Genomic DNA, 26,179 nt, shown 5'->3' with positions numbered 1-26,179 from the left:
GCTTCCACGCCGCGGGCTGCTGCGTCCTGCCCTGATCCGGCTCCGCGGCCCCGCGCGTACGGCGCCGCACCACGTACGAGAGATCTTTCCCCATGGCTTCGACCACCGCATTGTTCGTCACCGGTGTCACCACCGGCCTCTTCGCGGGCGGCGCCTCCTGCGCCGCCGTCCAGGGCGGCCTGCTCGCCGGTGCCGTCGGGCGCCGTGCCAAGGACGGCGCCGCCCCGCCCCGGGCGGAGCGCGGCGGCGCCTTCGCCCCCGTCCTCGCCTTCCTCGGCGCCAAACTCGTCTCCCACGCCCTGCTCGGCGCGGCCCTCGGCCTGCTGGGCGGCGCCGTCCAGCCGGGCCCCCGGACCCAGGCAACGCTGCTGGTCGCCGCCGCGGTGCTGATGGTCCTGTTCGCCCTCGACATGCTCGGGGTGAAGGCCGTACGCGGCTTCGTGCCGCGCCCGCCCGCCTCCTGGGGGCGCAGGGTCCGCCGCTCGGCGAAGGCCACCGGCTCCACGACGCCCGCGCTGCTCGGGTTCCTGACCGTGCTGATCCCCTGCGGGGTCACGCTCAGCGTGGAGCTGATCGCCGTCACCTCCGGTTCCGTGCTCGCCGGAGCGGCCGTGATGGCCGGTTTCGTCCTGGGCACCGGGCCGCTCTTCGCCCTGCTCGGCTTCTTCCTCCGCTCGGCCGCCCGGATGTGGCAGGGCAGGCTGACGTTCGTCACCGGTGTCGTGGTGCTGGTCGTCGCCCTGTGGACGCTGGGGTCGGGGCTGCGGCTCGGCGGCTGGTGGCCGCAGGGCGAACGGCCCGTCACCGCGGCGGGCGCCCCGGCCGCCGGGGCGGTGACCACCGGGCCGGACGGGCGCCAGACCATCACCGTCCGGGCCTCGACCACCACGTTCTCCCCCGCCGCCGCCCTCGCGACCGCGGGGGTCCCCACCACGCTCGTCATCGACACCAAGGGCTCGGGCGGCTGCATCCGCGCCTTCGTCGTCCCCGATCTCGGGGTCCAGAAGATCCTGCCCGTCACCGGGCGGACCACCGTCGACCTCGGCACCCCCGGGCCGGGCACCTTGTCGTACATGTGCAGCATGGGCATGTACGGCGGCCAGATCACCTTCACCACCTCAGGGAGCACCACGTGAGCACCACCACGCGCAGGGAGTTCGCCGTCACGGGCATGCACTGCGGAAGCTGTGGCCTGCTGATCGACGACGAGGTCGAGGAGGTGCCCGGGGTGGTGTCCTGCACCACCGACGTCCGCAAGGGGCGCACCGTCGTGGAGTGCGACGGCCCGGTCGATCCGGCCGCCGTCGTCGCGGCCGTCGCGGAGGCCGGGTACACCGCCCGCCCGCTGGACTGACGCTCCCGCGCACACGCGCGCGTCGGCGGCACCGGCACACCGGGGCCGCCGACGCGGGTGGACGGTACGGGGTGGGGCGTGTGGGTCAGGAGTACCAGGTGGGCTCGGGGAGTTCGCCGGTGAGGACGTAGCGGCCGACCTCGCGCCGCTTGTACGCCACCGGGTCGTGGAGCGTGTGGGTGCGGATGTTGCGCCAGAAGCGGTCGAGGCCCTCGGAGCTCGCCGTGGAGCGGGCTCCGGTGACCTCGAAGATGCGGCTGGTGATCTCCAGCGCCACCTCGGTGGTGACGGCCTTCGCCGCGGCGACCCGCACCTCGAACTCGCCGCGGTCGCGGGCGGTGATCGCGTCGGGGTCGGCGTGCAGCCGCTGTCCTTCCTCGGCGACCCGGTCGGCCAGTGCCTCGGCCTGCCAGAGCTTGGCGGTGAGTTCCCCGTAGACGTCGATGACGTAGGGCTCGTCGACGGCGCGGTCGTGGCCGCCGTGGAGCCAGGGGCGGGTCTTGGTGCGGGTGTAGGTGGCGGCGGTCTCCAGCGCGCCGGCGGCGATGCCGAGGTAGAAGTTGATGAACACGAGCTGGATGGTGGGGACGTTGAGGGTGTTGTAGACGCGCGGGGTGAACGTCTTGTCGGTGTAGCCGGCCGCCGCGGCCCAGGGGACGCGGACGCCGTCGATGCTCACACCGCCGCTCTCGGTGAGGCGCTGGCCGATGTTGTCCCAGTCGTCGTGGAAGGTGAGGCCCTCGCTGTCGGAGGGGACGATGGCGAAGATGTGCTGGTCGGTGCCGTCCAGGACGCCTTCCAGGACGGTGACGTCGGAGACCTTGCTGCCGGTGGAGAAGCTCTTGCGGCCGGTGAAGACGAGGGTGTCGCGGGCCTCGCCCTCCTCGCGCACCACCACGTCCTTGTCGCGCGGGTTGACCGCGCCGCCGAAGAACCAGCGGTTGCGGGCGGCCTCGGCCTCGACGTGGTCCCACTGCGCGGGGGTGCCGACCAGCCGGGCGGCCCAGTTCCACAGGTAGTGGTAGCCGAGGAGCTGGCCGATCGACCCGTCGGCCTTGGAGACTTCGCGGACCACCCGGTAGGCGGTGGTCCAGTCCTGGCCTCCGCCGCCGTGGGCGACGGGTCCGAGCAGGGTGACGAGGCCGGACTCCTTGAGGAGCCGGATCTCGGCGTACGGGGTCGCGCCCGCCTGGTCGCGGGCGGCGGCGTCGGTGGCGAGGACGGCGCCCACCTCGGCGGCGCGCGCGATCCATCCGGCGGCGTCGGCGGGCGCGGGCAGGGTCGTCCAGTCGGCCGGTGCGGTGATGCTCATACGGAGGGCTCCTTGTTCCGGGGTCGGGTTCGGGGTCGGGTCGGGTTCGGGGTCGGGTCGGGTTCGGTCGGGGCGGGTTCGGTCGGGGCGGGGCGAGGTCAGGCCGGGGCGGTGGCGGGTTCGGGCGCGGTGTCCGGGAGCCGTGCCTCCAGTTCACGGACGAGGGGCAGGACGCGCCTGCCGAAGTACTCGACCTCCTCCAGGTAGTGCAGGAAGCCGAGGAGCAGCAGGTCCACGCCGAGCCGTTTGTAGGCCACGATGCGTTCGGCGATCTGTTCCGGGGTGCCGATCAGCCCGGTCCGGAAGCCGTCGTTGTACTGGACGAGGTCCTCGAAGGAGGAGTCCTGCCACATGCCCTTGCCGTCGGCGGCCGACCGGCCGGCCTGCCGTACGGCGGCGCCGAAACCGCGGACGGCCGCGGTGTCGGCCTTGGCGACGATCTCGCGCAGCACCTCGCGCGCCTCGGCCTCGGTGTCGCGGGCGATCAGGAAGCCGTTGAGCCCGAAGCGGACCCGGCGGCCGGCCGCCGTCGCGGAGGCCCGTACGTCGGCGAGCTGTTCGCTCACCCCGTCGAAGTCCTTGCCGTTGCTGAAGTACCAGTCGGAGACGCGGCCCGCCATGGCCCGGGCGGCGGTCGAGTTGCCGCCCTGGAAGATCTCGGGGTGCGGGCGGCCGGGGGCGGTGAGCGGTTTGGGCTTGAGGGTGAAGTCCCTGATCCGGTAGAAGTCCCCGGCCAGTTCGGCGTGGTCCTCGGTCCAGACGGAGCGCAGCGCGCGGATGAACTCCTCCGAGCGCCGGTAGCGTTCGTCGTGCTCCAGCCAGGGTTCGCCGAGGGCGGTGAACTCGTCCTTGAACCAGCCGCTGACGACGTTGACGGCGAAGCGGCCGTGCGAGAGCTGGTCGGCGGTGGCGCCCAGTTTGGCCAGGACGCCGGGGTGCCACAGCCCTGGGTGGACGGCGGCGATGACCTTGAGCCGCTCGGTCGCGAGGAGCAGGGCGAGGCTGAAGCTGGTCGACTCGTGCTGGTACTCGGCGCCGTAGCTCGCCATGTAGCGGACCTGGCTCAGGGCGTAGTCGAAGCCGTTGTTCTCGGCGAGCACGGCCAGTTCGCGGTTGTAGTCGTACCCCCAGTCGGTGCGCTGTTCGATCGTGCTGGTGACCAGGCCACCACTGACATTGGGCACCCAATAGGCGAAGCGCAGCGGTTCGGCGGTGGGCAGGAGGGGCATGCGGAAACTCCTGGGGTGCGGAAAGTCGGTCGGGATTCACCGGGCCCCTCCGGCCGCGGAACCACATTCATGAAGAATGCGTGAAATCGGCGGCCCGGGAGGGGAGCAGGAGGAAAAGGGCGGCGAAATCCCGGGAAAGGGCGGCGCGAGGGAGGCGGGGGCCGGTTCCGGTGGTTCGGCGCGTGGGCCGCAGGGGGCGGTGTTTCAGCAGGTGGGGCGACACAGGGCGCTGGAGACGCGGACGAGGTCGACATGGCGGCGGCGGGTGAGTTCCGCGGGGCCCTGAAGGTCCTTCATACCGTGTCACCGCCTTTCCGCACGCCTGGACAGTGGACAGCGGACAGCGCTGTCGCCGAGGAGCGTACCGCCGGAACTACTTGAGGTCGAGTGCGCACAATCGACCGGGTGGAGGAGTTTCCCTTTCACCGGGAACGGCCCGGCGCACAAGAGTTCGAGCAGGCTGAAAGGCGACGCCGTTCACACGTATCGAACAACTCGAATGCATCGCGGCGGCGGCCCGCGCGCGCCCCTCAGGGCGGGAGCGGGTCCCAGAAGAGCGGGTGGTGCTCCCTTCCCCGCGCCTCGACCCAGCGGAGCCGGGCCTCGATCATCGGGCGGCGCGGGCCGGGGCAGGCGCGCAGGAGCCGCCCGAGGGCCGCCCGGAGCCGGGCGAGCACCAGCGGTGAGCCGGTGGCGGAGACCATCAGGTCGTCGAGGGCGGTCCGCACGAGGCGTTCCCAGCCGGGCAGGGTGACGACCACGCGTACGGCGCCCTGCCCGTCGGTGACCCGGCGGGCGTCGAGATCGCGGTCGGCGAGCCGGATCAGCAGGTCTTCGAGGTGGTCGAGGGCCTGGGCGGCGGTGGCGGGGTCGTTGACCGCGGGCGAGAGCGCCCGGAGCGCGATGTCCGCGAGCAGCCGGAACGGGAGTTCGGTGTCCTGTGCGAAGGCGCGTTCCCGCCCGGTCAGGACCGCGGCCCTCAGGACGCGCTCCGGCAGCGGGCCGTCGATCTCCGCCAGGACGGTGCCCGCGAAGAGGGTGTCGCCGATGGCGGGCCGCAGGACGACGACGCTGTCGTGCTTCCCGGCGGCCGTGACGAGCGCGGCCACGTCGACCTGCTGGAACACGGCGGGCCCGTGGCCCCAGCGCACGGTGACGACGGGGCCGGAGCGGGGGCCGGGGCCGGGCGGCGGTTCCCGGGCCCGGTACGGCTCGGTGTACAGCACGTCGGTCACGCGACGGGCCCGGCCCGCGATCGCCGCCAGCGAGTGCGCGAGCTGGATCGAGGCGAAGGCCCGGGTCTGGAGGGCGCGCATGAAGCCGAGGGCCACCAGGGCGAGCAGCACCGCGACCAGGGGCAGCGACGCCGAGACCGTCTCCCTGGCGCCGGTGGCGAGACCCGCGGTCACGCAGAAGACGAAGACGCCGATCGCGAAGGCGAAGGTCCGCCGGACGATCGGCGCGTCCCGGAACAGGACGAGCCGCGGGGAGAAGGCACTGGCCGAGAACTGCACGACCAGGAAGAGCATCGAGTAGATGATGCTCACCAGGCTGATGACGCCGAACCCGATGGTGAACACCAGCCCCACCGCCCGGTCCGTCCCGACCTGCGGTCCCCCGTCCACGGCGGCGGCCAGCAGGCCCAGGCCGAAGCCCCCGAGGGCGCACAGGAGCTGGGCGAGGCCGCGGCGCGCCTCCCGCCTCGGGCGCCTGAAGAGCGGCTTCGGCGGCCGGCCGCGGGTGCCCGTCCGGGCGGCGGCCTTCCCCGGTGTCGGCATCCGGCCTCCTTCCGGTCGGGGACGGGCCCGTACGGTCCCCCGCGCGGCGGGGACCGTACGGTGCGGGGAGGGGTCAGGGGGTGACGACGGGGAAGTCGGGTCCGGGGGTGTCGAGCACGGCGGTCAGCCGGGCCAGCGCGGTGGGGTCGCCGGTGCGGGTGACGGAGTCGGGTTCCTGGCCGGCCAGGACCGCCAGGAGCTGGGGCCTGGTGAGGGTCAGGGTCAGTTCGGCCGGGGTCTCGCCGGGGGTGGGCCGGGCGGAGGGGCGGCTGCGGTGGATGAGCACGCCGTGGGAGAGCTCCAGGCGCCAGGTGCGGTCCAGGTCGGTCAGTTCGAGGTCGACGGCCAGGGAGACGTCCCAGCAGCGGGGGCCGTCGACGCGGACCGCGAGGGAGTCGAGGACCTGGTCCACGGTCAGGGCCGCGGACATCTCGGGGTTGCTCATGTCCAGGACGCCGGCGCGGACGGCGCCGCGCAGTTCGAGGGCGCCCATGAGGTAGAAGTTGCGCCAGGTGCCGTTCTCCGCCCCGTACCCCAGCTGTTCGTAGACCCCGGCCAGGGCCAGCCGGGCCCCGGTGTGGCCGGGCTGGGCGAAGACCGCGTGGTTGAGGAGGGTCGCGGCGAAGCGTAGGTCGCCGCGTTCGGCGTAGGCGAGTCCTTCGATGATCAGGGGCTCGATGCCGCCCGCGAGGTCGGCGTACCGTCTGGCCTGCTCGGCCGGCGGGTGTTCCCACAGGTGCGCGGGGTTCCCGTCGAACCAGCCCATGTACCGCTGGTAGACCGCCTTGACGTTGTGGCTGACGGAACCGTAGTAGCCGCGTCCGGACCAGCCCCGCAGCGCCGGGGGCAGTTCGATCTCCTCGGCGATCTCCGGCCCGGTCAGGCCCCGGTTGAGCATCCGCAGGGTCTGGTCGTGGAGGTAGGCGTACAGGTCGCGCTGGGACCTGAGGAAGGCGGCGATCCGGTCGGTGCCCCAGGTGGGCCAGTGGTGCGAGGCGAAGGCGACGTCGCTGTCGGCGCCGAAGAGGACGAGGGCCTCGTCCAGGTAGCGGGCCCAGACCCGGGCGTCGCGGACGAGGGCACCGCGCAGGGTCAGGATGTTGTGCAGGGTGTGGCAGGCGTTCTCGGCCATGCACAGCGCGCGGTGGGCGGGGAAGTAGAAGTTCATCTCGGCCGGGGCCTCGGTGCCCGGGGTGAGGTGGAAGACGATCCGTACGCCGTCGAGCGTCTCCTCCTGGCCCGTGGCGGTGATGTCCAGGGTCGGGGGGATCAGGGTGACGGTGCCGCCCGAGGTGGTCTGGCCCAGGCCCGCGCCGATCTGGCCGTCGGGGGCCTTGGGCAGTTCCGAGCCGTACATGTAGACCGCGCGGCGGGTCATGGCAGCGCCCGCGTAGACGTTCTCGGAGACGGCGTGTTCGAGGAATCCGGCGGGGGCCACGACGGGGACGGGGTCGTGGCCGTGGGGCAGCACGCCCCGGGCGCCGCCGAAGTGGTCGACGTGGGAGTGGGTGTAGACCAGTGCGGTGACCGGCCGGGGGCCGCGGTGCTCACGGTAGAGCGCCAGGGCCGCCGCGGCGGTCTCCGCGGAGATCAGCGGGTCGATGACGACGACGCCCCTGTCCCCCTCGACCAGGGTCATGTGGGACAGGTCGAAGCCGCGGACCTGGTAGATGCCCTCGGTGACCTCGTACAGGCCCTGCCGCGCGGCCAGTCGGCTCTGGCGCCACAGGCTCGGGCTGGCGGTGTCGGGGCAGTCGCCGTCCAGGAAGGCGTAGGCGTCGTTGTCCCAGACCACGCGGCCGTCCGCCGCCCGCACCACGGCGGGTGAGGCGGCGGCCACGAATCCGCGGTCCGCGTCGGCGAAGTCCTGAACATCCGAGAAGTCCGGAAAGTCGGGAAGATCCATGTCTTAGAGATACCTCACCCCGGGACGGAGCGCCCTCGGGCCCGGGCTACCCGGCGCCGAGGACGGCCCGCGCGGTGAGGCCCAGGCCGACGAGGACGACGAGGAGCGCGGTGGCGGCCGGGCCCGTGCGGGCGAGTCCGCGCAGGGCGGGGAGGGCACGGACGGCCCTGGTCCACGGGCGGGCCCCGAGGTGCGACCGCAGCCGGACGAGGAGGAGGCCGGCCAGGGTGAGGGTGGCGGCCATGCCCAGGCCGTAGGCGAGGACGAGGAGGACGCCGAAGGCGGTGCGGCCCAGGGCGACGGCGCCGAGGAGGACGACGAGCGCGGAGGGGCTCGGGACGAGTCCCCCGGCGACGCCCATGCCGATGAGCCCGCCCCGGCCCGCGCGCCGGGGCGAGGGGATCACCGGGGCGGGCGCGGCGGTGGCGGGCGCCGCGGCATGGGCGGTGGTCTCCGGCCGGTCCAGGGTGGCCACGGCGCCCGCCCCGGCCGTCGGGTGCGGGTGGGCGGGGACGGGGACGGGGGCGGGGACGGAAGGGGTGTGCGGGTGCGGGTGCTCGTGCGGGTCGTCGTGGTCATGACGGTGGCCGTGGCCGTGGCCGTGATGGTGGTGCTCGTGTCCGTGGGTTCCGTCGTGGTGATGGTGGTGGCCGTGGGAGGGGCGGCCCCGCAGGGCCAGGGTGAGCAGCCGGAGTCCGATGCCGGTGACGAGCACTCCGCTCGCGGCGCCGAGCCAGGTGAGGACCGATTCCCCGGCCAGGTGGGTGGCGGCGGGCAGGGCGAGGCCGAGGACGAGGACCCCGGCGGTGTGGGTGAGGGTCACCGTGGCGCCGACGGTGAGCGCGTCGCGCCGGGTGCCGCGCCGGCCCGCGAGGGAGGCGGCCATGAGGGTCTTGCCGTGTCCGGGCAGCACCGCGTGGGAGGCGCCGAGGACGAGGGCCAGCAGCAGGGCCAGCATCCCGACGGGCACGGTGAGTTCGCGGGCGCCGACCAGCGAGTCGAAGAGCGCGGCGACCTCGTCGAGCCGTTGGCGGACCCAGCCCGCCGCGGGCAGCGCCGCGCTCCCCGCGGCGAGGGCCCCGGGCTCGGCGGACCCGCCAGCGCCGCCGTCACCGTCACCGGTGCCGGTCCCTGGCTCGGTGCGCAGGCTCGCGGAGTGCTGGTCGAGGGGGCGGGCCGACGGGTCCTGCGGGTAGCGGCGCAGTTCGCCGGTGGGTGAGACGGCGGGCAGGGCGGTACCGGTGATCCGCAGGCCCCGGCCCCGGACGGTGATCTCGCGCCAGCCGATGCGGCGGGTGTCGTAGGCGGTGCTCAGGTCGACGGCGGCGGCCCGGGAGAGGTCGGCGGGCGCGGTCCAGGCGCAGGTGAGGCGGCTGGTGCTGAGGCCTGCTTCGCCGGGTTCGTGGCCGAGGGCGGCCGAGGAGGGCCGCCAGCGCAGCGGTTTCCCCCCGGTGTCCACGTGGAGTCGTCCGGCGAGGTCCTCGCATGCGGTGCGGGCGTACGCCCGGCGCTCGGCGGGGGTGGTCTCGCCGTCGTGGTCGGTGTCGACGCGGGGGCGTTCCTGGACGGTGGCGATCTCGGCGCGGTCGACGATCACCGTCGCCTCGACGCGGTCGGGGTACAGGGTGAGGCCGGTGTGGTAGTTGACGGTGAAGTTGCCCAGGGGGTGGTGCTGGGCGGCGGTGGCCGGGGGCAGGCAGGCGGCGGTGACCAGGGCGGCCGAGACCGCGGTGAGCGCCGCGCGGCGCGGGGTGGGGTTCATGGGGTGCCGTCGATCCGCTGGAGCAGGGCACGCGCCGCGGCGGCGTGCGGGGAAGGGAAGCGGGGCGCGCCGCGCAGGGCCGCCCCGAGGTCGCGGCGGGCCGCGTCCTCGTCGCCGAGGGCGTGGTGGATCGCCGCGCGGTGGTAGTGGAAGAGGGTGTCCCGGGTGCCCTGGGCCAGGGCCTCGTCGGCGTGGGCGAGGGCCTCCTCGTCGCGTCCGGCCCGGTGCAGGGCCCAGCCGTAGGCGTCGTGGACCGCGAGGAACGGGCGGGTCCGCAGGGTCTCCCGGGCCATCGTCACCGCCCGTCCGGGGCTTGCGTGGTCGGCCTCGAAGAGGATCGCGTCGGTGTCGGCCGGGGCCTCGCCCCCGGCCCGGCGTACGGTCTCCTGCGCGCGCAGGACCTCGTACGCGGCCTCGGCCCGGTCCGGGTGGCCCAGGGACTGCTGGAGTTCGCCGAGGCCCAGGAGGTAGTGGGGCAGCGGGGCGACGGCGAGGGCGGCCTCGTAGGCGTCGACGGCCTGCCGGTTCTCTCCCAGGGCGGCGTGGGCGCGGGCGCGGGCTTCGAGGAGGGCCGGGTCCTGCGGGTCCTCGCGCAGTCCTCGTACCGCCTGGGCCAGGGCGCGGGCGGCGTCGCCGTCCTGGAGGGCGAGGGCGGACAGGCAGGCGTGGGCGAAGGAGCGTTCGGCGGGGGTGGCGGCGGCGGTGAGGGAGCGTTCCATGAGCGTGCGGGCGCGGGCGGTGTCGCCGCGCAGCTCGAAGGCGTAGGAGGCGCGGGCCAGCGCGGAGGCGTCCGGGCGCAGGTCGTTCATGCGCTGCACGGCCCGGGAGGCTTCCTCGTAGCGGCCGAGCTGGGTGAGGGCGTCGGCGAGGGCGCCGAAGGCCGTCGCGCTGTACGGGTCGGTGGTGGTGGCGCGGCGGGCCCAGGTGAGGGCGGTGGGGAAGTCGTGGCGGGCCGCCGCGAGCGCGGCCGTGGCGGTCTCCGCGGCCGTGTTGCCGTCCGGCCGGACGGACAGGGAGCGGTGCAGGGCCCGTTCGGCCCGGGTGTAGGTGCCGGGGTCGGCCGTGGTGCGGGCCTGCTGGACGTAGGCCATGCCCAGGGCGGCCCAGGCGCCCGCGTCCCGGGGCAGCCGGGCCACCCGCTCCCGCAGGGCCTGGGCCGGGTCGCGGGACCGGGCCGGGGAGCCGGTGGGGGCGGCCGTGTCCGGGGGGCGAGGGCCGGGCGGGTCCAGGCCGACGGCTCCCACGGTGAACATGACCGCGCCCAGGGCCAGGGCGGCGAAGGCGCCGCGCAGCCGTCCGCGGGTGCGCGGCGGCGGGGGCGGGACGGGGTCCGGTCCGGGTCCGGGGTCGTCCGGGTGCATGAGGTGTTCTCCCCTGTCGGTGGTCACCGGTGCCCGGCCCGGGGAGGGGCCGGGCACCGGTGACCGTCCGTCTCGGTTCCGGCGTCAGCTGGTCCTGGCGCGGCGGCGCAGGCGCAGCGCGCCGGCGCCGAGGAGGGCGAGACCCGCGGCGCCGATCCCGGCGGCGTGGGAGGGCTTCAGCGACGACTGCCGGACGGTGTCGGAGCCGCCGGGGCCGCTGTTGACGGACTTGGTGTGCGGCAGGGCCAGGTAGGGGAAGGCCGTGGCGAAGGGCACCTCGTTGGCGTCGACCTTGTCTCCGGCGGCGAGGGCGGGGACGAGCTGTCCGGTCTGGGCGGCGCCTTCGACGGCCTGGAGGGAGATGTCGATGACGTCGTCGGTCAGGCGGCGGCCGTTGGGGTAGCCGGCCAGGTCACCGGCGAGGACGCCGAGCCTGCTGGGCCGGGCGGTGGGCGGTACGGCCAGGTTCAGGCGGAGTTCCTCGGCGGGGACGATGTCCTTCGGGCGGGCGTCCTGGTTGAGGCGGTGCGCGTTGAGGTCGGCCTTGATCGGCCCGCACGCCTTGCAGATGCCGGTCAGGAAGATCTCGGCGAGGTCGGCCCGGGGGGTGGCCGGGGCGGGGACGCCGTAGACCTGCTGGATGAGCTTGGGCAGGACCGGGTCGTAGACCTTGTCGACCACCGGCTTGACGGTGCGGTCCTGGTCCGGGTTGAGGGTGTTGAAGGCGTCCTTGTACGCGAGCGGGACGACGACCTCGTTGACCAGGGGGTTGCCCAGGCGTGAGATCTGCTTCCACGGGGCGTGCGCGGTGCGGGAGTCGGCGACCTGCACGCCCTGGCGTTCGGTGGTCGACCACACGCCGATCACCGGGTTGCGGGTGGCGTTCCCCTTGAGCGCGAGTTCCCTCTTGGGGATCTGGAGGGCGACGGAGTTGACGTTGTACCCGGCCAGGGTGTCCTGGCCGCGCTCGGAGAGGTTGCCGCCGTACAGGAGGTCGAAGACGCGCAGGTCCGCGAAGAAGGGGTCCTCCGCCTGTCCGGCGAAGGTCTTGCCGCCGCCGGGGAGGGTGCGGACGGCCTGGGCGCGCAGGGAACCGTAGTCGGGCATGGAGGCGTTGCCGACGCGGGAGGGGGCGGCGGGCACTCCGGAGAGCAGGACCTTGCTCTCGGCGCCGTGGGAGACCACCAGGTCGTAGACCTGGCGGAAGTTCAGGTCCGGGTCGGTCAGGGAGGTGACCGGTCCGGTGTTGTAGAGGAACTGGCCGGCCGCGTCACGGACCTTGTTGGTGAAGCGCCAGGTGTAGGTGGTGTCCGAGACCCCGTCACCGTTGTTGTCGATCTTGATGTTGTAGCGGAGGTCCTCGCCGAAGGCGTAGAAGTTGGGGCCGCCGTTCGGTTCCTCGAACGGAATCCAGTTCGCGAGGAGGGTGACCGTGTCGGGGCGGTCGGGACTGGTGAACGCGTAGACGTCCGTGTTGTCCGCGCGGGGGTCACCGGCGATGAGCGGTGCCTCGCGGTGGCTGGAGGCCGCGCTGATGCCCGGTGCGAGGGTCAGCAGGCCCATGCCGGTCGCCAGGGCGCCGGCGCCGAGCACCAGGAGGGAGTGGTCGAGGACTCGTCGCGAACGGGGCCCGGCCGGGGTTGCCTTCACAGGGTTCCTTCCAACGGTGGTCTCCCCTGTGCGGCCCGGGGGCGGCGCGGAGGGAAGACGGGTGTGGGGGGGTGGAAGAACGGTCGGCACCGCGGCGAGCGGACTCGCACTGTCCCCTCCGGCAGGCAAGGCAACGGGACTGCCGGGCCGGGACACACCACCACGCATCGCTGCGCAGCGGCAGACAAGCACGTCGGGTGGTGTCCCGGTGGCCACCTCACGGGGCGGTGGTGCCCCGTTCGTGGCGACCGCTCCCCCGAACCCGCTGGTGACGGCGGTGGAGGGGCCAAGATCGCGGCGCCGGATCTTCTCGCGACACGAGGGCGGTCCACTGGGCCGAAAGGGTCCGGGGCCCGTTGTTGCAAGACATGTGCAACAACGGTCGGGAGAGAAGGAAGGGAGAAGGAGGGGGGAAGGAAAGAGACAAGGAAGGGGTGTACCGCGGGTGGCGGCGCCGAAACCGCCACCCGCGGCCGGGCCCCCGGCGCGGCCGTTACCGGCGCGTGTCGGGGGACCTTCCGGCCCGCGCCGCCCCGTTAACGGCGGCGGGCCGGAGGCGGGGTGGGCGTCAGCTGTTGACGCAGACGTTGCCGAAGGAGGGGTTCAGCAGGCCGATCAGGCCGATCGTGTTCCCGCAGGCGTTGACCGGCACGTGCACCGGGATCTGGACGAGGTTGCCCGACGCCACGCCCGGCGAGTACGCGGCGAGGCCCTGCGCCCCCGCGTCGGCCGAGGCCGCCGGGGCGCCGCCGACGACCGCGGCGGCTGCCGCCAGCGCGAGCGCCGCGCTCCTGAGTACACGGGACATGGGTGCCTCCACAGATGAGTACCGGTCCGCGGGACCGCGGACCGTTTCCGGGGGACCGGCCGGGCCGGTCCCTCACCTGGGTCTTCGTCGCATCCGCCGGGCCGGTTGGGCCGCCGGCCGCCGGTTCGCTCGAACGGATGACGGGCCGGGCCGAACGGCCGGGCCGGGAGAGGCGGCCGGGCCGGGAGAGGCGGCCGGGCCGGGAGAGGCGGCCGGGCCGGGAGAGGCGGCCGGGCCGGGAGGGACGCGGTGGCGGGTGTCCCTCCCGGCCGGTGTACGTCCCTCCCGGCCAGGGGTCAGACGCCCCGGCGCAGGGCGATGGTGTCACCCACGGCGACGGCCGTGGAGCGGTCCGCGCCCGCGAAGGCGGAGCCGTCGATGCTGACCTTCCAGGTCGAAGCACCGCTGTTGGCCTTGCCGTTGACGGCGGTGACGGCGCCGGAGCCGCCCGAGGACGGCGTCACCCCGGTGACGCAGCCGGACGGCGTCGCGGCCGTGGTGGCGGCGGTGAGGACCTCGCCGAGCGTGGTCGTGGCGCCGGTCGGGGTGACGGTGACCGAGCAGACCTTGAGGCCGCCGGCCCCGTCGTCCACGGTCAGGGCCAGCTTGGACGCCGTACCGGGGGTGAACGCGCTCTCGGCCGCCCACCGTGCGGCACCGGCCGTCACCGGGACCGGGGGCGCCGAGGTGAAACCGCCGCCCGTGACGGCGCGCAGGCCGTCGATGGAGGCGTAGGCGGAGGGCGAGGTGTCGCTCGGCAGGTACTTGAAGCCGCCGCCCGGCTTGAACTGCTGGGCGATCAGGAAGTCGACCGGGGTCCTGCCCATGGAGGTGAGGAAGTCGCCGGTCTGCGGGTTGATGCCACAGGCGTTGAGGCCGGAGACGGCCCAGCCGTTGGAGTTCGTGTTCGCGCCGAACATCCCGTTGAGGGCGCCGGTGCCGGCCACCAGCTTGCTCTTGAGGAACGCCTTGGCCTGAACGATGTCCGCGTCGGTGGCGGGCACGCCCGAGACGCACAGGGCCGCCATCGAGGCGCCCGTCATGTCGATGTCGCTCGCCGAGGCCAGCGCGGCCGGGTTGCCCTCGGCCTTGCTGAAGTTCCAGCCGCCGTCGTTGTGCTGGTTGGCGCGGATGCGGGTGGTCATCGAGTCGAGCAGGGCCTGCGGCACGCGCTGCCCGCCGGTCTGCGTCCGGGCCCCGCCCAGGGAGAGGGCCGCGAAGACCGTGCCGTTGTAGTTCCCGGACGGGCCGAAGTACCCCGCCTCGGCGTTCTGCCAGTAGCCGTAGACGTCGGCGACGAGGTTGCGGGAGGCGGAGACGCGGGCCGGGTCGATCCCGGCGGCGTACGCGTTGAGCGCACCGCGCTCGTAGTCGGTGACGACCGGGGTGGCGGAGGGCCAGCCCGCGCCGGACAGCAGGTTCCGGTAGACGGTGCGCGCGTTCTTGGTCGCGTCGCCGCCGGGCGTGACGTCCACCGCGGCGGTGCCCGCGGCGGCGAAGACGCTGAAGGCCCACTCGTTGGAGAGACCGGAGCCCGCGTACGAACCGTCGGCGGCCTGGAGGGACTTGAGGTAGGAGACGCCGTTGGTCTTCGAGGTCGCGATCTGCGCGGGCGAGGAGGTGGCCGCGGCGGGCGGCACGGTGAGCGCGAAAGCGCCGAGGACGGCGGGTATCGCCAGTGCGGCGCGACGGGCGGTACGGGGACGGGACATGGCCTGCTCCTGAGCTGAGGGACGGCCGGACACACCCCGCCGCAGCCGCGGCTCCGGAGGCGGTGGCCGCCGTCCGAACGCGTGGTACGGCTTCCTTCGATCACTGCCGCCTGGGCATTCGGGCTCGGTGAACGGCCCCCTGCCGTTCCCACACCGCTGCGCGTCAGCCCCGGATTCGCACCGGGTTCCCCCACGTGGCAGCCCCGGACGCTACCGGAGGGATCATGGGCGCGCCAGCCTGCCCGCAGGCCCCGGGCCCGTGGCGGCGGGTGGGGTTCCGGCCACCTTGACGCTGTCTTCGGCCGCGTGTTTCACTCCGTCTGATAAGCACTCAACTCCAGGGGAAGCCGGTCTGAATCCGGCGCTGACCCGCAACCGTGTGCCCGTACAGAGTGCGGGCGAGCCGGAATGCCTGGAGTCAGGTCATGCAGCTCATACAGCGAGAGAACGCCGTCGCGGACTACGGCGTGGTCCGACCGGCTCCCCCACGGCATCCGCCGTGCGCGGGGGCCCGATGTGCCACGCTCTGCCCGCCCGGACGACACGAGGGGCCGTGGTGGGTACCGCAGAGCAGACAGTCCGGCGCAGGGGCGGGCGGCGATGGCCGTGCCTCGTAGCGGCGGTACTCCTCACCTTCGGCACGGGCGTTGCCTTCGTCACAGTGACACCGGCCGCCGCCGACCCCCTCGACCCGTGCACGGCGACGCGGGGCGCGGTCGTCGCCGTCGACTTCGGCCCCTTCGGCGGCAAGGTCGAGCGGGGCTGCGACCCGACGCCGACCACCGGCTACGAACTGCTCCACGAGGCCGGGTTCCGCACCACGGGCACCGAGCACGACGGCCCCGCCTTCATCTGCCGCATCGGCTACGGCCCCTTCGCCGCCGGGACGCGGTACCCGACCCCCGACGAGGAGGACTGCGTCCTCACCCCGCAGGCCACGGCCTACTGGTCGTACTGGGTGGCCTCCCCGGGCCAGGCCGACTGGAGCTACAGCCGGTACGGCGCCATGGACCGCGTGCCGAAGGACGGCGACGTCGACGCCTGGGTGTTCGGCGGCACCGATGTGGGCGGGTCGACGGGCAGGCCCTCCTTCACCCCCGACCAGGTGCGCGCGGGCGGCGACGCCCCCGGGCCGGACCCCACGACCAGCCCCACCCCCGGGCCGCCCGTCCCGGGCCGCGAGATCGACGTCCCCGCCGCCGCCCGGTGGCTGACGGGACGGCTCACCGACGGCGAACGCGTCGTCGACGAGGGCGCGGACGCCCCCCACCACTTCCTCACCACCGAGGCCGCCTACGCGCTGGCCGCGGCGGAGGGCGGGAGCCCGGCCCTCGACCGGATCACCGCCTTCCTGGCGGCGGAGACCGACGCGTACGCCTACCCGGCCGGCCCGGACCGGGCACCCGACGCGAACGCCGCCGGCCGCCTCGCGCTGCTCGCCGAGGTCACCGGGGGCGACCCGCGCGCCTTCGGCGGACGCGACCTGATCGGCGACCTGGTGAAGAACGTCTGTCCCGCCGGCCCGGAGAGCGGGTCCACGCCCGGCTGCACCGGCAAGGGCGACTTCCTGGACGCGGGCCACGCGGACGGCCAGGCGCTGGCCCTGCTGGCCGTCCTGCGCGCGGGCGTCACCCCGCCGGCCGAGGCCGTGACCCGGCTGACCCAGCTCCAGTGCGCGGACGGCGGCATCACCTCCCTCCTGATCCGGCCGGGCGAGAACTGTGACCCGGACCCGGCGACCACCGCGCTCGTCTCCCTCGTGCTGCGGCACGCGGGCGGGCAGGACGCGACGGTGTCGAAGGCCCGGAGCTACCTCACGCTGGCCCAGCGCCCCGACGGCGGTTTCCCCGGCTACACGGACGCCACCACGGGCTCCGTCATCGCCACCGCCTACGCGGCCCAGGCCCTGCGGGCCCTCGGCGACACCGTCCGGGCCGACGCGGCCGTCTCCTGGCTCTCCGGGCAGCAGCTCACGGACGGCGGCTTCGGCTTCGAGGAGGGGCTCCCGGACCCGGCCTTCTACCCCACGACCACGGCCGTCCTCGCGGGCCGGGACACCAGCCTGGTCACCCTGACCACGAAGACCCCCGAACCGACCCGGCCGCCCACGACGCCTCCGACGACTCCGCCCACCGACCCGCCGACCACACCCCCGACCGGCCCGCCCACGACGCCTCCCACCACTGCGCCGACCGTCCCGGCCGGTGAGCGTCCCGATCTCGGGCGGGGTGTCACCTACCTCACCGGCCCGGTCCTCAAGCAGGGCCGGTACTACGAGTCCAGCCCGGGTTTCGCCGACTTCGGTCTCACGATCGACGGCGCCTACGCGCTGGCCGCGACCGGCCGCGACGACAACAGGCTGCGCGCCGTCGTGGACTTCCTCGACAAGGGCGGCAAGGACGGCACGGGCCGCGGGGTCCACGACTGGACCGGTGTCGGCCGCAGGACCGCGGGCGGCGGGTCGATCGGCAAGACCGCCCTGCTGGCCCAGACCGTCGGCCGCGACCCGCGCGCCTTCGGCGGCCAGGACCTGATCGCCGCCCTGGACAAGGGCATCTGCACGGCGCCCAGCGAGAAGCCGGACCGCAGGTGCGCGGCGCCGGGCAACTACTCCTACACGCCCTCGGTGTTCGGGCAGGCGCTGGGCGTCACGGCGCAGTTGCGGGCGGGCGAGAGGCGGGCCGCCACCGCACCGGTCGCGTACCTGGCCGGTCTCCAGCAGTCCACGGGAGCCTGGCCGAGCCAGATCCCGTCCACGGGCGACTCCGACGTGGACTCCACCGCGATCGCCGCCATGGCCCTCGACCTGGTCCCCGACGCGAAGGCGCAGGGCGCCGTGGACACCGCGCTCGCCTGGATCGCCTCCCGGCAGCTCGCGAACGGCGGCTTCCCCGGCGCCGCGGGCGACTCGGTGAACTCCGCGGCCCTGGCCGTGCAGGCGCTCTCCCTGGACGTGCCGAAGTACGGTGCGCGGATCGCCGGGGCGCTGGGGTTCCTGGCCTCGCAGCAGAACCCGGACGGCGGCTTCAACATCGCGGCGGCGGGCCAGCGCGGCTCCGACGTGCGGGCCTCCACCCAGGCCGTCGGCGGCGCCACCGGAATCTCCTTCGGGGTGCTCCACCGCAGCCTGACCGGGACCGTCCCGCAGCCCACGCCGGACCCGGAGCCGTCCGCGTCCGCCCCGCGCCCCTCCCCGTCCTCCTCCACGGGCGCGCCGGTCATCGTGACCCCCGGCGGGACCACGGGCGGGACCCCGGGCGCCACGAACGGCACAGGCGGTACGAACGTCACCGGTGTCACCGGCGGAGCCGCAGGAGGCCCCGGGGGCGGGCCGCTCGCCTCCACCGGGGGCCGGGCCGGCGCCCTCGCCGTCGCCTCGGGCGCCCTCGTCCTCGGCGGCTGGTGCGTGAGCCTGGCCGCGCGCAGGCGCCGTACGGCGGCCGGTGAGCAGCGATGAGGGCCCGGATCGCGCGCGCCCTCGGCAACGGCTCGGCCGCGCTCGTCCTGACGGCCGCCGCGCTCGGCGCGACCGCCGGCCCGGCCGGGGCGGCCCCGCAGCCGATGGGGCAGTGCACCACCTCCTCGGGGGTGGTGCTCGCGGTGGACTTCAGCCGCTGGGGCGGCCCCGTCTACCGCTCCTGCGGTACCACGCCCACCACCGGGTACGAGCTCCTCAACCAGGGCGGCTGGCGGACCACCGGCACGGGCCACGACGGCCCGGCGTTCATCTGCCGGATCGGGTACAGCGGCCACCAGGGCGGCAAGCAGTACCCGCCCCCGGAGCAGGAGGACTGCGTCCTGACCCCGCCCGCCGCCGCGTACTGGTCGTACTGGCACGCGGGACCCGGGCAGAACACCTGGGAGTACAGCCGGCTCGGCGCCATGCTCTACAAGCCGGGGCCGGGCAGTGTCGATCTGTGGGTCTTCGGTTCCACCGACGTCGAGGGGACCCGGGGCAGACCCACGCTCACCCCGGACCAGTTGCGCGCCCACAACGCGCGGCCGGCGGACGGCGGGAAACCTGATCCGGCCCCGGCCCCGCGGGAGACCAGGACCGCGGACCCGCTGGCGCCGGGCGTGGACACCGGGCCCGCGCCGCGGCCGACCGCGCCGGTGCCTCCCGTACCGGCACCCGCCCCCGCGGAGTCCTCCGCCGTCCCGTCGCCGGTCCCGGAACCGGTTCCGGTCGGTCCGTCGCCGTCCGCACCGCAGTCCTCCTCCCCCGGGCCTGCCGCCTCCGGCGGCGCGGGTGCGGCGCCGTCGCCGGGTGCCCGGGTCGTCGAAGCGGCCCCGGCCGCCGAGGCCGCGCACGACGCCGGATCGTTCCTGCCCGCCGTCGTCACCGGAGCGCTGGTGGTGCTCATCGGCGGCGCCGCCCTCCATGCCGCCAAGCGCCGCCGCCGTACGGAGTAGGTCACGTGTCACGCACCACCCCGGCCGCGCCCGCGCGTACGTCCACGTCCGGCTCCGCGCCGGACGCGGGCGGCCGTCGCCTGCCCCGCACCCTGCACCCGGTGGCGTGGTGGATCTGGGCCCTGGCCCTGGCCACCGCCGTCAGCCGGACCAACAACCCGCTGCTGCTCCTCCTCGTCCTCGCCGTCCTCGGCTACGTCATCACCCTGCGCCGTACCGAGGCGCCCTGGGCGCGCGGTTTCGTCTACTACCTGTACCTGGCGCTCACGGTCGTCGCGATCCGGGTCGTCTTCCGGGCGGTCTTCGCGACGGGCATCACCCCGCACGACCACTTCCTCTTCTCGCTGCCCCACCTCCCGACCCCCGACTGGTACGCGGGCATCCAGATCGGCGGACCGGTCTCCCTCGAAGCGCTGCTGTCGGCCGCGACCGACGGGCTCCGGCTGGCCTGCATGCTCTGCTGCGTCGGCGCCGCCAACACGCTCGCCAACCCCAAGCGGGCCCTGCGCATCCTGCCCGGCGCCCTGTACGAGCTGGGCGTGGCGGTCACCGTCTCCCTCAGCGTCGCGCCGCAACTGGTGCAGAGCGTCCAGCGGGTGCACCGGGCGCGGCGGCTGCGGGCCGGGCGCGGCAAGGGGCTGCGGGCGCTGCGCGGGATCGTCGTCCCCGTCCTGGAGGACGCCCTGGAGCGCTCGCTGCGGCTGGCCGCGGCCATGGACTCGCGCGGGTACGGCCGGGCCGGGACGGCCACCAGGGCCTCCCGCCGGCTGACCGGGGCCCTGATGCTGCTCGGCATGTGCGGGCTGTGCGCGGGGGCGTACGGTCTGCTGGACGCCACCGCGCCCACGCTGCTCGGCCTGCCCGCGCTGGGCGCCGGGACGGTGCTGTGCGTGGCCGGGCTGCGCCTGGGGGGGCGCCGGATCATCCGGACCACCTACCGGCCCGACCCCTGGCGCCTGCCCGAGTGGGCGGTGGCGGGCTGCGGTGTGGTCTGTGCCGTCCTGCTCTTCGGCAACGCGGGTTTCGACGCCGCCGCGCTCAACCCCTCCCTCTACCCGCTGAGCTGGCCGACGCTCCCGCCGGTCCCGGCCGCCGCGATCCTGCTGGCCGGGGCCGCCGGATTCCTCGCCCCGCCACCGACCCCGCCCGCCGCGCGCGTCCCCGTACCGCGCACCGAGGAAACCGGAACCACGTGATCACCTTCGACCAGGTCACCGTCGAGTACGACGGCGCGGCCGGACCCGTTCTGCGCGATGTGGACCTGACCGTGGAGGAGGGCGAGCTGTGTCTGGTGGTCGGTCACACCGGGGTCGGCAAGTCGACGCTGCTCGGGGCGGTCAACGGGCTCGTCCCGCACTTCACCGGCGGCACGCTGTACGGCCGGGTCCTCGTGGACGGCCGGGACACGGCCTCGCATCCGCCCCGTGAACTCGCCGACGTGGTCGGCGTGGTGGGTCAGGACCCGCTCGACGGTTTCGTCACCGACACGGTCGAGGAGGAACTCGCCTACGCGATGGAGCAGCTGGCGGTGGCGCCGGCCGTCATGCGCAAGCGCGTCGAGGAGACCCTCGACCTCCTCGGCCTCGCCGATCTGCGCCACCGCGCGCTGCACGAGCTGTCGGGCGGGCAGCAGCAGCGGGTGGCGATCGGTTCGGTGCTCACCGCCCATCCGCGCGTGCTGGTCCTGGACGAGCCGACCTCCGCCCTGGACCCGACCGCGGCCGAGGAGGTGCTGGCCGCCGTCACCCGGCTCGTGCACGACCTCGGGGTCACCGTGCTCCTCGCCGAACACCGCCTGGAGCGCGTGGTCCAGTACGCCGACCGCGTCATCCACCTGCCGGGCGACGGCCTGGTCGTCTCCGGCCCGCCCGCCGAGGTCTTCCGTACGTCGTCCGTCGCGCCGCCCGTCGTGGAGCTGGGCCGGGTGGCGGGGTGGACCCCGCTGCCGCTGTCGGTCCGTGACGCCCGCCGGGCGGCGGGGCCGCTGCGCACCCGGCTGGGACGGGCCGTGCCGCCGCCCGTGCGTCCGGCCCCGGCGGCGGACCGGCCCGAACTCCTCACGGCCCGCGGGGTCACGGTGACCTACCAGGGCGTGCCCGCCGTCCGGGAGGTCGCCCTCGTGCTGCACGGCGGTGAGGTCACGGCGCTGATGGGGCGCAACGGCTCCGGGAAGTCCTCCCTGCTCTGGGCGCTCCAGGGTTCGGGGCCGCGGCAGGCCGGTTCGGTGGCGGTGGCCCCGGCGTCCGGCGGGAAGCCCCGGGACCCGCGCAAGCTGTCCGCCGCCGAGGCCCGGCAGCTGGTGGGTCTGGTGCCGCAGACGCCCACCGACCTGCTCTACCTGGAGAGCGTGGGGCAGGAACTGGGGCAGGCCGACGCCGAGTCGGCCGGCTCCGGCGGCCCGTCCGCCCGCGCCCTGCTGGACCGGCTCGCGCCCGGCATCGCGGACGCCACGCACCCGCGTGACCTGTCCGAGGGCCAGAAGCTGGCCCTGGTGCTGGCCATCCAGCTGTCGGCGGCCCCACGGGTGCTGCTGCTGGACGAGCCGACGCGCGGGCTCGACTACCGGGCCAAGAGCGGGCTGATCCGGATCGTCGACGGCCTCGCTGCCGAGGGCCGGGCGGTGGTGATCTCCACGCACGACGTGGAGTTCGTGGCGCGGGCCGCGGACCGGGTGGTGGTGATGGCGGAGGGGGACGTCGTCGCCGACGGGCCGACCGCGGAGGTCATCGTCGCCTCCCCCGTCTTCGCCCCGCAGGCCGCGAAGATCCTGGCCCCGCTCCCCTACCTCTCGGTCGGCCAGGTGACGGCCGTCCTCGGCGGCCACGGGAGCGGCTCGTGACCGGGCGGGCCGCCACCGCCATCCGGATCGGCCCGCGCGCCGGGGTGGTGATCGCCCTGGCGGCCTTCCTGGGGATCGTCGCGTTCTTCTGGCCGTTCCTGGTGGTGCCGGGCACCTTCGGCTCGCACTACGCGCCGCCGCTGATCTTCGGTGTCCTGCTGGTGGTCGTGCTGTGCGTGGTGATCTCCGAGATCGCCGAGGGCGGGATCAGTTCCAAGGCCCTGGCCATGCTGGGGGTGCTGTCGGCCGTCAACGCGGCGCTGCGTCCGCTGGGCGCGGGCACCGCGGGCATCGAGACGGTCTTCTTCCTCCTGGTCCTGGCCGGGCGGGTGTACGGGCCGGGGTTCGGTTTCGCCCTCGGCTGCACCTCGCTCTTCGCCTCCGCGCTGATCACCGGCGGGGTCGGGCCCTGGATGCCGTACCAGATGTTCGGCTGCGCCTTCGTCGGCATGCTCGCCGGTTTCCTGCCGCGGGCCACCGGCCGCCGTGAGGTGCTGATGCTCGCCGGGTACGGGTCGCTCTCCGGCTACCTCTTCGGCTTCCTGCTGAACCTGTCCTTCTGGCCCTTCTCGCTCGACCCGAACAGCTCCATCGCCTACCTGCCCGGTCTGCCGTTCACCGAGCAGTTCCAGCGCTACCTCGCCTTCGACCTGGCGACCTCGCTGGGCTGGGACACCGGACGGGCCGTGACCACCTTCGTCTGCGTCCTCCTCGCGGGCCCGGCGGTCCTGACCACCTTGCGGCGCGCGGCCCGCAAGGCCCGCTTCCAGGCGCCGGTCCGCTTCGCGAAGCCCAGGGCCCCGGCCGGGCCGGCCACCGGCCCGCAGACGGAACGCGCGTGAACGCCCGGTGGCCCCCTCCTCCGTCCCCGGTGGGGGACGGGAGGGGGCCGCCGGTCGGCGTCACCAGGAGCGGTGGAAGTTCACGTTGCCGCCGTTGCGGTCGAACCAGCCGCGGAAGCCCCAGTTGATCCAGCCGCCGTCACCGGTGTTGGTGAAGGTGCCGGACTCGAAGATCCACAGGCCGTAGTAGATGTTGCCCCACTGGACGTTGGCGTAGATCCTCGTGTTCTGGAACTGGTCGTTGTACCCCTGGCTCAGGTTGAACAGCATCACGTTGTGCCGGCCGCCGGACGCGTTGAACGCCTTGTCGACGGCCTGCTGCACGAAGCTCCCGCGGTCGTCCGTACTGATCCCCTTCAGGGCGTTGGCGACGGCGGCGCCGGTGCCGAGCTGGTCCATGGAGACGCTGACGCTGACCGCCTTCGCGGCGGCGGCGGGCTGGGCCTGCGCCGTCGGGGCCTCGGCCGGGGTCGCGGCCGGGGCCTGGGCCTGGGCGGAGACGGCGGCGGGGCGTTCGGCGGCCTGGGCCGGGAGGGCCGCGGCCCCGGTCAGGGCGAGGGCGGTCAGGGCGACGGTGGCGAGTGCGGTGTGACGGCGCATGGCGGTGGTCCTTCGGCTGTGGGTCGGGAGGGGGGCGCGCGGGGATCGTGCGGGGAGGCGGGCGGGCGGTACTACCAGGAGCGGTGGAAGGTCACGTTGCCGCCGTTGCGGTCGAACCAGCCGCGGAAGGCCCAGTTGATCCAGCCGCCGTCGCCGTGGTTGGTGAAGGTGCCGGACTCGAAGACCAGGACCCGGTACTTGCCGTGGATGCCGCTGACCCTGGCGTCGTAGACCACGCCGTGCAGGTTGGTCGAGTGGCTGACGCTGTCGTTGATGACCATGACGTTGTAGCGCTGGCCGGCCTCGTAGAAGCCGCCCTCCATGAGGCTCTTCACGTAGCCCTCGCGGTTCTGGCCCCGCTCGATGGCGTTGGTGACGATGTTGATGATCTTCTGGGTGATGTCGAGGACGGCCGAGGCGACGTCGACCTTGGCGCCCAGGGCGCCCACCTCACCGGGCACCGCGGCCTGGACCGACACCACGGACTTCGGGGCGGGGGCCTCGGCGGCGTGTGCGGCGGCGGAGGGCAGCAGGATGCCCGCGGCGGCGACCGAGCTGACGATCATGATGGCGATGCGCTTCCGGGTCATACCCATGACATTTCTCCTTCTAGTGACTTTTCGGACATTCGAGGGCGGCGTGGATCGCCGCGAAGCGGTTCCCCGGACGGGGATACGGGCGATACGGGGATACGGGGGTTCGGAAAACACACATGGTGCAGGTCACCCGGGAGGCCGCGCGGAGGAGCGGGCGGGGCCAATTGAGACCGGAGAGGATTCGGCCTGTCTTTCCCTCACACCGGTCTGCTGCTTTACTGGCACGACCTTTCAGAAGGTCATGCCGGAGGAGTAATTTCCGTCACCACGAAGTGGTGAGATGGGAGGCCGAGTCGTCCCGGAGGGGACGGGTGCCACCGGGGAGACGGGCCGCCCGGGAGGGCGGGCCACCTGCGGAGCGGCGGCACAGCAGGACCGCGCAGCAGCCGGCGCTGACCAGTGAGACCACTGCCCACCAGGGAAGACGTGCTTCCCTGCGGTCGAGAGAGGGGTTCGTCATCGGTCATTCCAGAGGGGTTCGCGTGGTGGCGGGAACCCTGTAGGGCCAGAGGGGCTCTAGAGGATCGGCGGGCAGTGGGTCGCGGGGTTGCTCCACTCGGTGTCCCCCGGACGAGGGGTGGCGCAGGTGGCGGTGCTTTCCGCGGAGACCGGGCCGGTGGCGGCGGCGGACGCCGACCCCATTCCGATGCTGCCCGCAATACCCGCGGCCAGCGCTGCCGCACAGAGGAACCGAGTGAGCTTCATGCCGTACTCCTGAGAAAGTGAATTCTTGGCGAAGAACCCGGGTGAGGGTTTTTCTTTCCGACAACTCAAGAATCTCCTGAACCGAACTCGCGGTCCAGGGGAGACGACCCTCAGCAAGGTGCGTGGCATGAAAGAGAGGGGAGATATTTTGGACATAACCATAGAAGAGGAGACAGCGGAGGGGGTCCGGGGCTTACTACGGCCTCCGTCCCCACCCTCCGCGACGGCAGGAGCGGAGGAGATGCCGGACCTCGGCGCGCCCGCGCTGCGGCTGTACACCCGCCTGCTGGAACACGGCCCCGCTCCGGCACCCGCCCTGGCCGCCGCGCTCGCGCTCACCGAGGACCAGACGGAACGCTCCGTCGCCGAGCTGGTGCGCCACCGGCTGGTCACCCGCGACGCCGACGACGCCCGGGCCCGGTGGCGCGCGGTCAGCCCGTACACGGCGGCGGCCGAGCTCGTCGGCCCCGAGGAGAACCTGCTGCGCCGCCGCCTGGAGAGCCTCGAACGCACCCGGGCGCGGCTGAGTTCCCTGATCCCCCTGTACGAGGAGACCTACCGCCGCAGCGGCGACTCCGGCGCCGTCGAGGTCGTCGAGTCCCGGGACCGCGTCATGCTCCTGATCTCGGACGCGGCGGCCCGCTGCACCGAGGAGGTGCTGACCGTCCAGCCCGGCGGCGGACGCCCGGCCGGGTATCTGGAACGGGCGCTCCCGCGCGATCTGGAGATGCTGGGGCGCGGGGTGCGGCTGCACACCCTCTACCAGCACACGGCCCGCTACAGTCCGGGCACCCAGGAGTACGTCCAGGCCGTGAGCGCGGCCGGGGCCGAGGTCCGCACGCTCGGCGAACTCTTCGGCAAGATGCTGGTCTTCGACCGCGCGACGGTCTTCCTCCCCGTCTGGGACAACCCCGACGCGGCCGTGGTGCTGCGGGAGCCGTCCGCCGTCGCCTTCCTCTGTTCCGTCTTCACCACCGCCTGGGGGCTCGCGGAACCCTTCGCCGCCTCGTACACCGCGACGACCTCCCTCCAGTTGCAGGACACCATCGCGGGGCGCCTGGCGGGCGGTGCGAAGGACGAGGTGATCGCCCGGCGGCTGGGCATGTCCCTGCGGACCTGCCGACGGCACATCGCCGAGCTCATGGACGAACTCGGCGCCGACAGCCGCTTCCAGGCGGGCTACCTGCTCGCCCTGCGGACCCACGGCGTGGCGCCGCCCGTCCCGGCGGGCGACCCGGCGCGGGCGTCGACCGGCCCCTGACGGCCGGCCCCTGACGGCCGGGCCCTGACGGCCGGGCCCGCCCGGCCGTCC

General features: G+C 74.2%; 20 protein-coding genes and 2 riboswitches. Of the genes, 8 read left to right on the top strand and 12 right to left on the bottom strand.

What is annotated here, in order from left to right:
* Positions 1–92 precede the first annotated feature (92 nt).
* Positions 93–1,136 carry a sulfite exporter TauE/SafE family protein gene (locus ACIA5F_RS14615; protein ID WP_399352671.1) on the top strand — a complete coding sequence of 348 codons (1,044 nt, stop codon included), beginning with the start codon at positions 93–95 and terminating at the stop codon, positions 1,134–1,136.
* A complete protein-coding gene (locus tag ACIA5F_RS14610; RefSeq protein ID WP_399352669.1) occupies positions 1,133–1,354 on the top strand; it encodes a cation transporter in 222 nt (73 codons plus the stop codon). The genes ACIA5F_RS14615 and ACIA5F_RS14610 overlap by 4 nt, the downstream gene beginning before the upstream one ends.
* A gap of 85 nt (positions 1,355–1,439) precedes the next feature.
* Here ACIA5F_RS14610 and ACIA5F_RS14605 read toward each other — a convergent pair whose 3' ends face one another.
* The 10 genes from ACIA5F_RS14605 to ACIA5F_RS14560 all read right to left on the bottom strand — a co-directional run bounded on the left by ACIA5F_RS14605 (position 1,440) and on the right by ACIA5F_RS14560 (position 14,872).
* On the bottom strand, positions 1,440–2,666 hold the full coding sequence (locus ACIA5F_RS14605; protein ID WP_399352667.1) for an acyl-CoA dehydrogenase family protein: 1,227 nt from the start codon (positions 2,664–2,666) through the stop codon (positions 1,440–1,442).
* Between the two features lie 98 nt (positions 2,667–2,764).
* Entirely contained in the window at positions 2,765–3,895 is a 1,131-nt protein-coding gene (sfnG, locus tag ACIA5F_RS14600; protein ID WP_399352665.1) for a dimethylsulfone monooxygenase SfnG, read from the bottom strand.
* A 204-nt stretch (positions 3,896–4,099) separates the two neighbouring features.
* Positions 4,100–4,192 carry a putative leader peptide gene (locus ACIA5F_RS14595; protein WP_399352663.1) on the bottom strand — a complete coding sequence of 31 codons (93 nt, stop codon included), beginning with the start codon at positions 4,190–4,192 and terminating at the stop codon, positions 4,100–4,102.
* Between the two features lie 233 nt (positions 4,193–4,425).
* Positions 4,426–5,673 carry a DUF2254 family protein gene (locus tag ACIA5F_RS14590; RefSeq protein ID WP_399352661.1) on the bottom strand — a complete coding sequence of 416 codons (1,248 nt, stop codon included), beginning with the start codon at positions 5,671–5,673 and terminating at the stop codon, positions 4,426–4,428.
* Positions 5,674–5,746: 73 nt separating this feature from the next.
* Positions 5,747–7,579: an alkyl/aryl-sulfatase gene (locus tag ACIA5F_RS14585; RefSeq protein WP_399352659.1), complete on the bottom strand. Its 1,833-nt coding sequence runs from the start codon at positions 7,577–7,579 to the stop codon at positions 5,747–5,749.
* Positions 7,580–7,625: 46 nt separating this feature from the next.
* Entirely contained in the window at positions 7,626–9,341 is a 1,716-nt protein-coding gene (locus ACIA5F_RS14580; RefSeq protein WP_399352657.1) for a nickel transporter, read from the bottom strand.
* Positions 9,338–10,702 carry a hypothetical protein gene (locus tag ACIA5F_RS14575; protein WP_399352655.1) on the bottom strand — a complete coding sequence of 455 codons (1,365 nt, stop codon included), beginning with the start codon at positions 10,700–10,702 and terminating at the stop codon, positions 9,338–9,340. Before ACIA5F_RS14575 ends, ACIA5F_RS14580 begins: the two co-directional genes overlap by 4 nt.
* Before the next feature lie 84 nt (positions 10,703–10,786).
* Positions 10,787–12,352: a DUF4331 domain-containing protein gene (locus ACIA5F_RS14570; protein ID WP_399352654.1), complete on the bottom strand. Its 1,566-nt coding sequence runs from the start codon at positions 12,350–12,352 to the stop codon at positions 10,787–10,789.
* A gap of 568 nt (positions 12,353–12,920) precedes the next feature.
* Positions 12,921–13,160 carry a chaplin gene (locus ACIA5F_RS14565; RefSeq protein WP_399352652.1) on the bottom strand — a complete coding sequence of 80 codons (240 nt, stop codon included), beginning with the start codon at positions 13,158–13,160 and terminating at the stop codon, positions 12,921–12,923.
* Positions 13,161–13,456: 296 nt separating this feature from the next.
* Positions 13,457–14,872 (bottom strand): hypothetical protein, encoded by a 1,416-nt coding sequence (locus ACIA5F_RS14560; RefSeq protein ID WP_399352650.1) that lies wholly within the window; start codon positions 14,870–14,872, stop codon positions 13,457–13,459.
* A 112-nt stretch (positions 14,873–14,984) separates the two neighbouring features.
* Positions 14,985–15,063: riboswitch (cobalamin riboswitch) on the bottom strand.
* Positions 15,064–15,169: 106 nt separating this feature from the next.
* A riboswitch (cobalamin riboswitch) is annotated at positions 15,170–15,307 on the top strand.
* Positions 15,308–15,428: 121 nt separating this feature from the next.
* On the opposite strand from ACIA5F_RS14560, the gene ACIA5F_RS14555 reads away from it, so the two are divergent.
* The 5 genes from ACIA5F_RS14555 to ACIA5F_RS14535 are packed head-to-tail and all read left to right on the top strand — an operon-like array spanning position 15,429 to position 22,966.
* Entirely contained in the window at positions 15,429–18,329 is a 2,901-nt protein-coding gene (locus ACIA5F_RS14555; RefSeq protein ID WP_399352648.1) for a prenyltransferase/squalene oxidase repeat-containing protein, read from the top strand.
* Positions 18,326–19,285: a hypothetical protein gene (locus ACIA5F_RS14550; protein ID WP_399352646.1), complete on the top strand. Its 960-nt coding sequence runs from the start codon at positions 18,326–18,328 to the stop codon at positions 19,283–19,285. Before ACIA5F_RS14555 ends, ACIA5F_RS14550 begins: the two co-directional genes overlap by 4 nt.
* A 5-nt stretch (positions 19,286–19,290) precedes the next feature.
* Complete coding sequence (locus tag ACIA5F_RS14545) at positions 19,291–20,481, top strand: energy-coupling factor transporter transmembrane component T (protein WP_399352644.1); 1,191 nt, start codon at positions 19,291–19,293, stop codon at positions 20,479–20,481.
* Positions 20,478–22,124: an ABC transporter ATP-binding protein gene (locus tag ACIA5F_RS14540; protein WP_399352642.1), complete on the top strand. Its 1,647-nt coding sequence runs from the start codon at positions 20,478–20,480 to the stop codon at positions 22,122–22,124. The genes ACIA5F_RS14545 and ACIA5F_RS14540 overlap by 4 nt, the downstream gene beginning before the upstream one ends.
* Complete coding sequence (locus ACIA5F_RS14535) at positions 22,121–22,966, top strand: ECF transporter S component (RefSeq protein ID WP_399352640.1); 846 nt, start codon at positions 22,121–22,123, stop codon at positions 22,964–22,966. The genes ACIA5F_RS14540 and ACIA5F_RS14535 overlap by 4 nt, the downstream gene beginning before the upstream one ends.
* 60 nt (positions 22,967–23,026) lie before the next feature.
* Here ACIA5F_RS14535 and ACIA5F_RS14530 read toward each other — a convergent pair whose 3' ends face one another.
* Both ACIA5F_RS14530 and ACIA5F_RS14525 read right to left on the bottom strand, forming a co-directional pair.
* A complete protein-coding gene (locus ACIA5F_RS14530; RefSeq protein ID WP_399352638.1) occupies positions 23,027–23,566 on the bottom strand; it encodes a hypothetical protein in 540 nt (179 codons plus the stop codon).
* Positions 23,567–23,637: 71 nt separating this feature from the next.
* A complete protein-coding gene (locus tag ACIA5F_RS14525; RefSeq protein WP_399352636.1) occupies positions 23,638–24,162 on the bottom strand; it encodes a stress protein in 525 nt (174 codons plus the stop codon).
* 946 nt (positions 24,163–25,108) lie between these two features.
* Between ACIA5F_RS14525 and ACIA5F_RS14520 the strand changes: the two genes are divergently transcribed.
* The gene (locus tag ACIA5F_RS14520) at positions 25,109–26,128 is read left to right on the top strand and encodes a LuxR family transcriptional regulator (RefSeq protein ID WP_399352634.1); all 1,020 of its coding nucleotides are present in this window, start codon (positions 25,109–25,111) and stop codon (positions 26,126–26,128) included.
* Positions 26,129–26,179 lie beyond the last annotated feature (51 nt).

The organism is Streptomyces sp. NPDC051567, assembly GCF_044454165.1.
GTDB lineage: Bacteria > Actinomycetota > Actinomycetes > Streptomycetales > Streptomycetaceae > Streptomyces.
The sequence above is the reverse complement of the archived record's forward strand: the minus strand, read 5'-3'. Positions and strand labels throughout refer to the sequence as shown.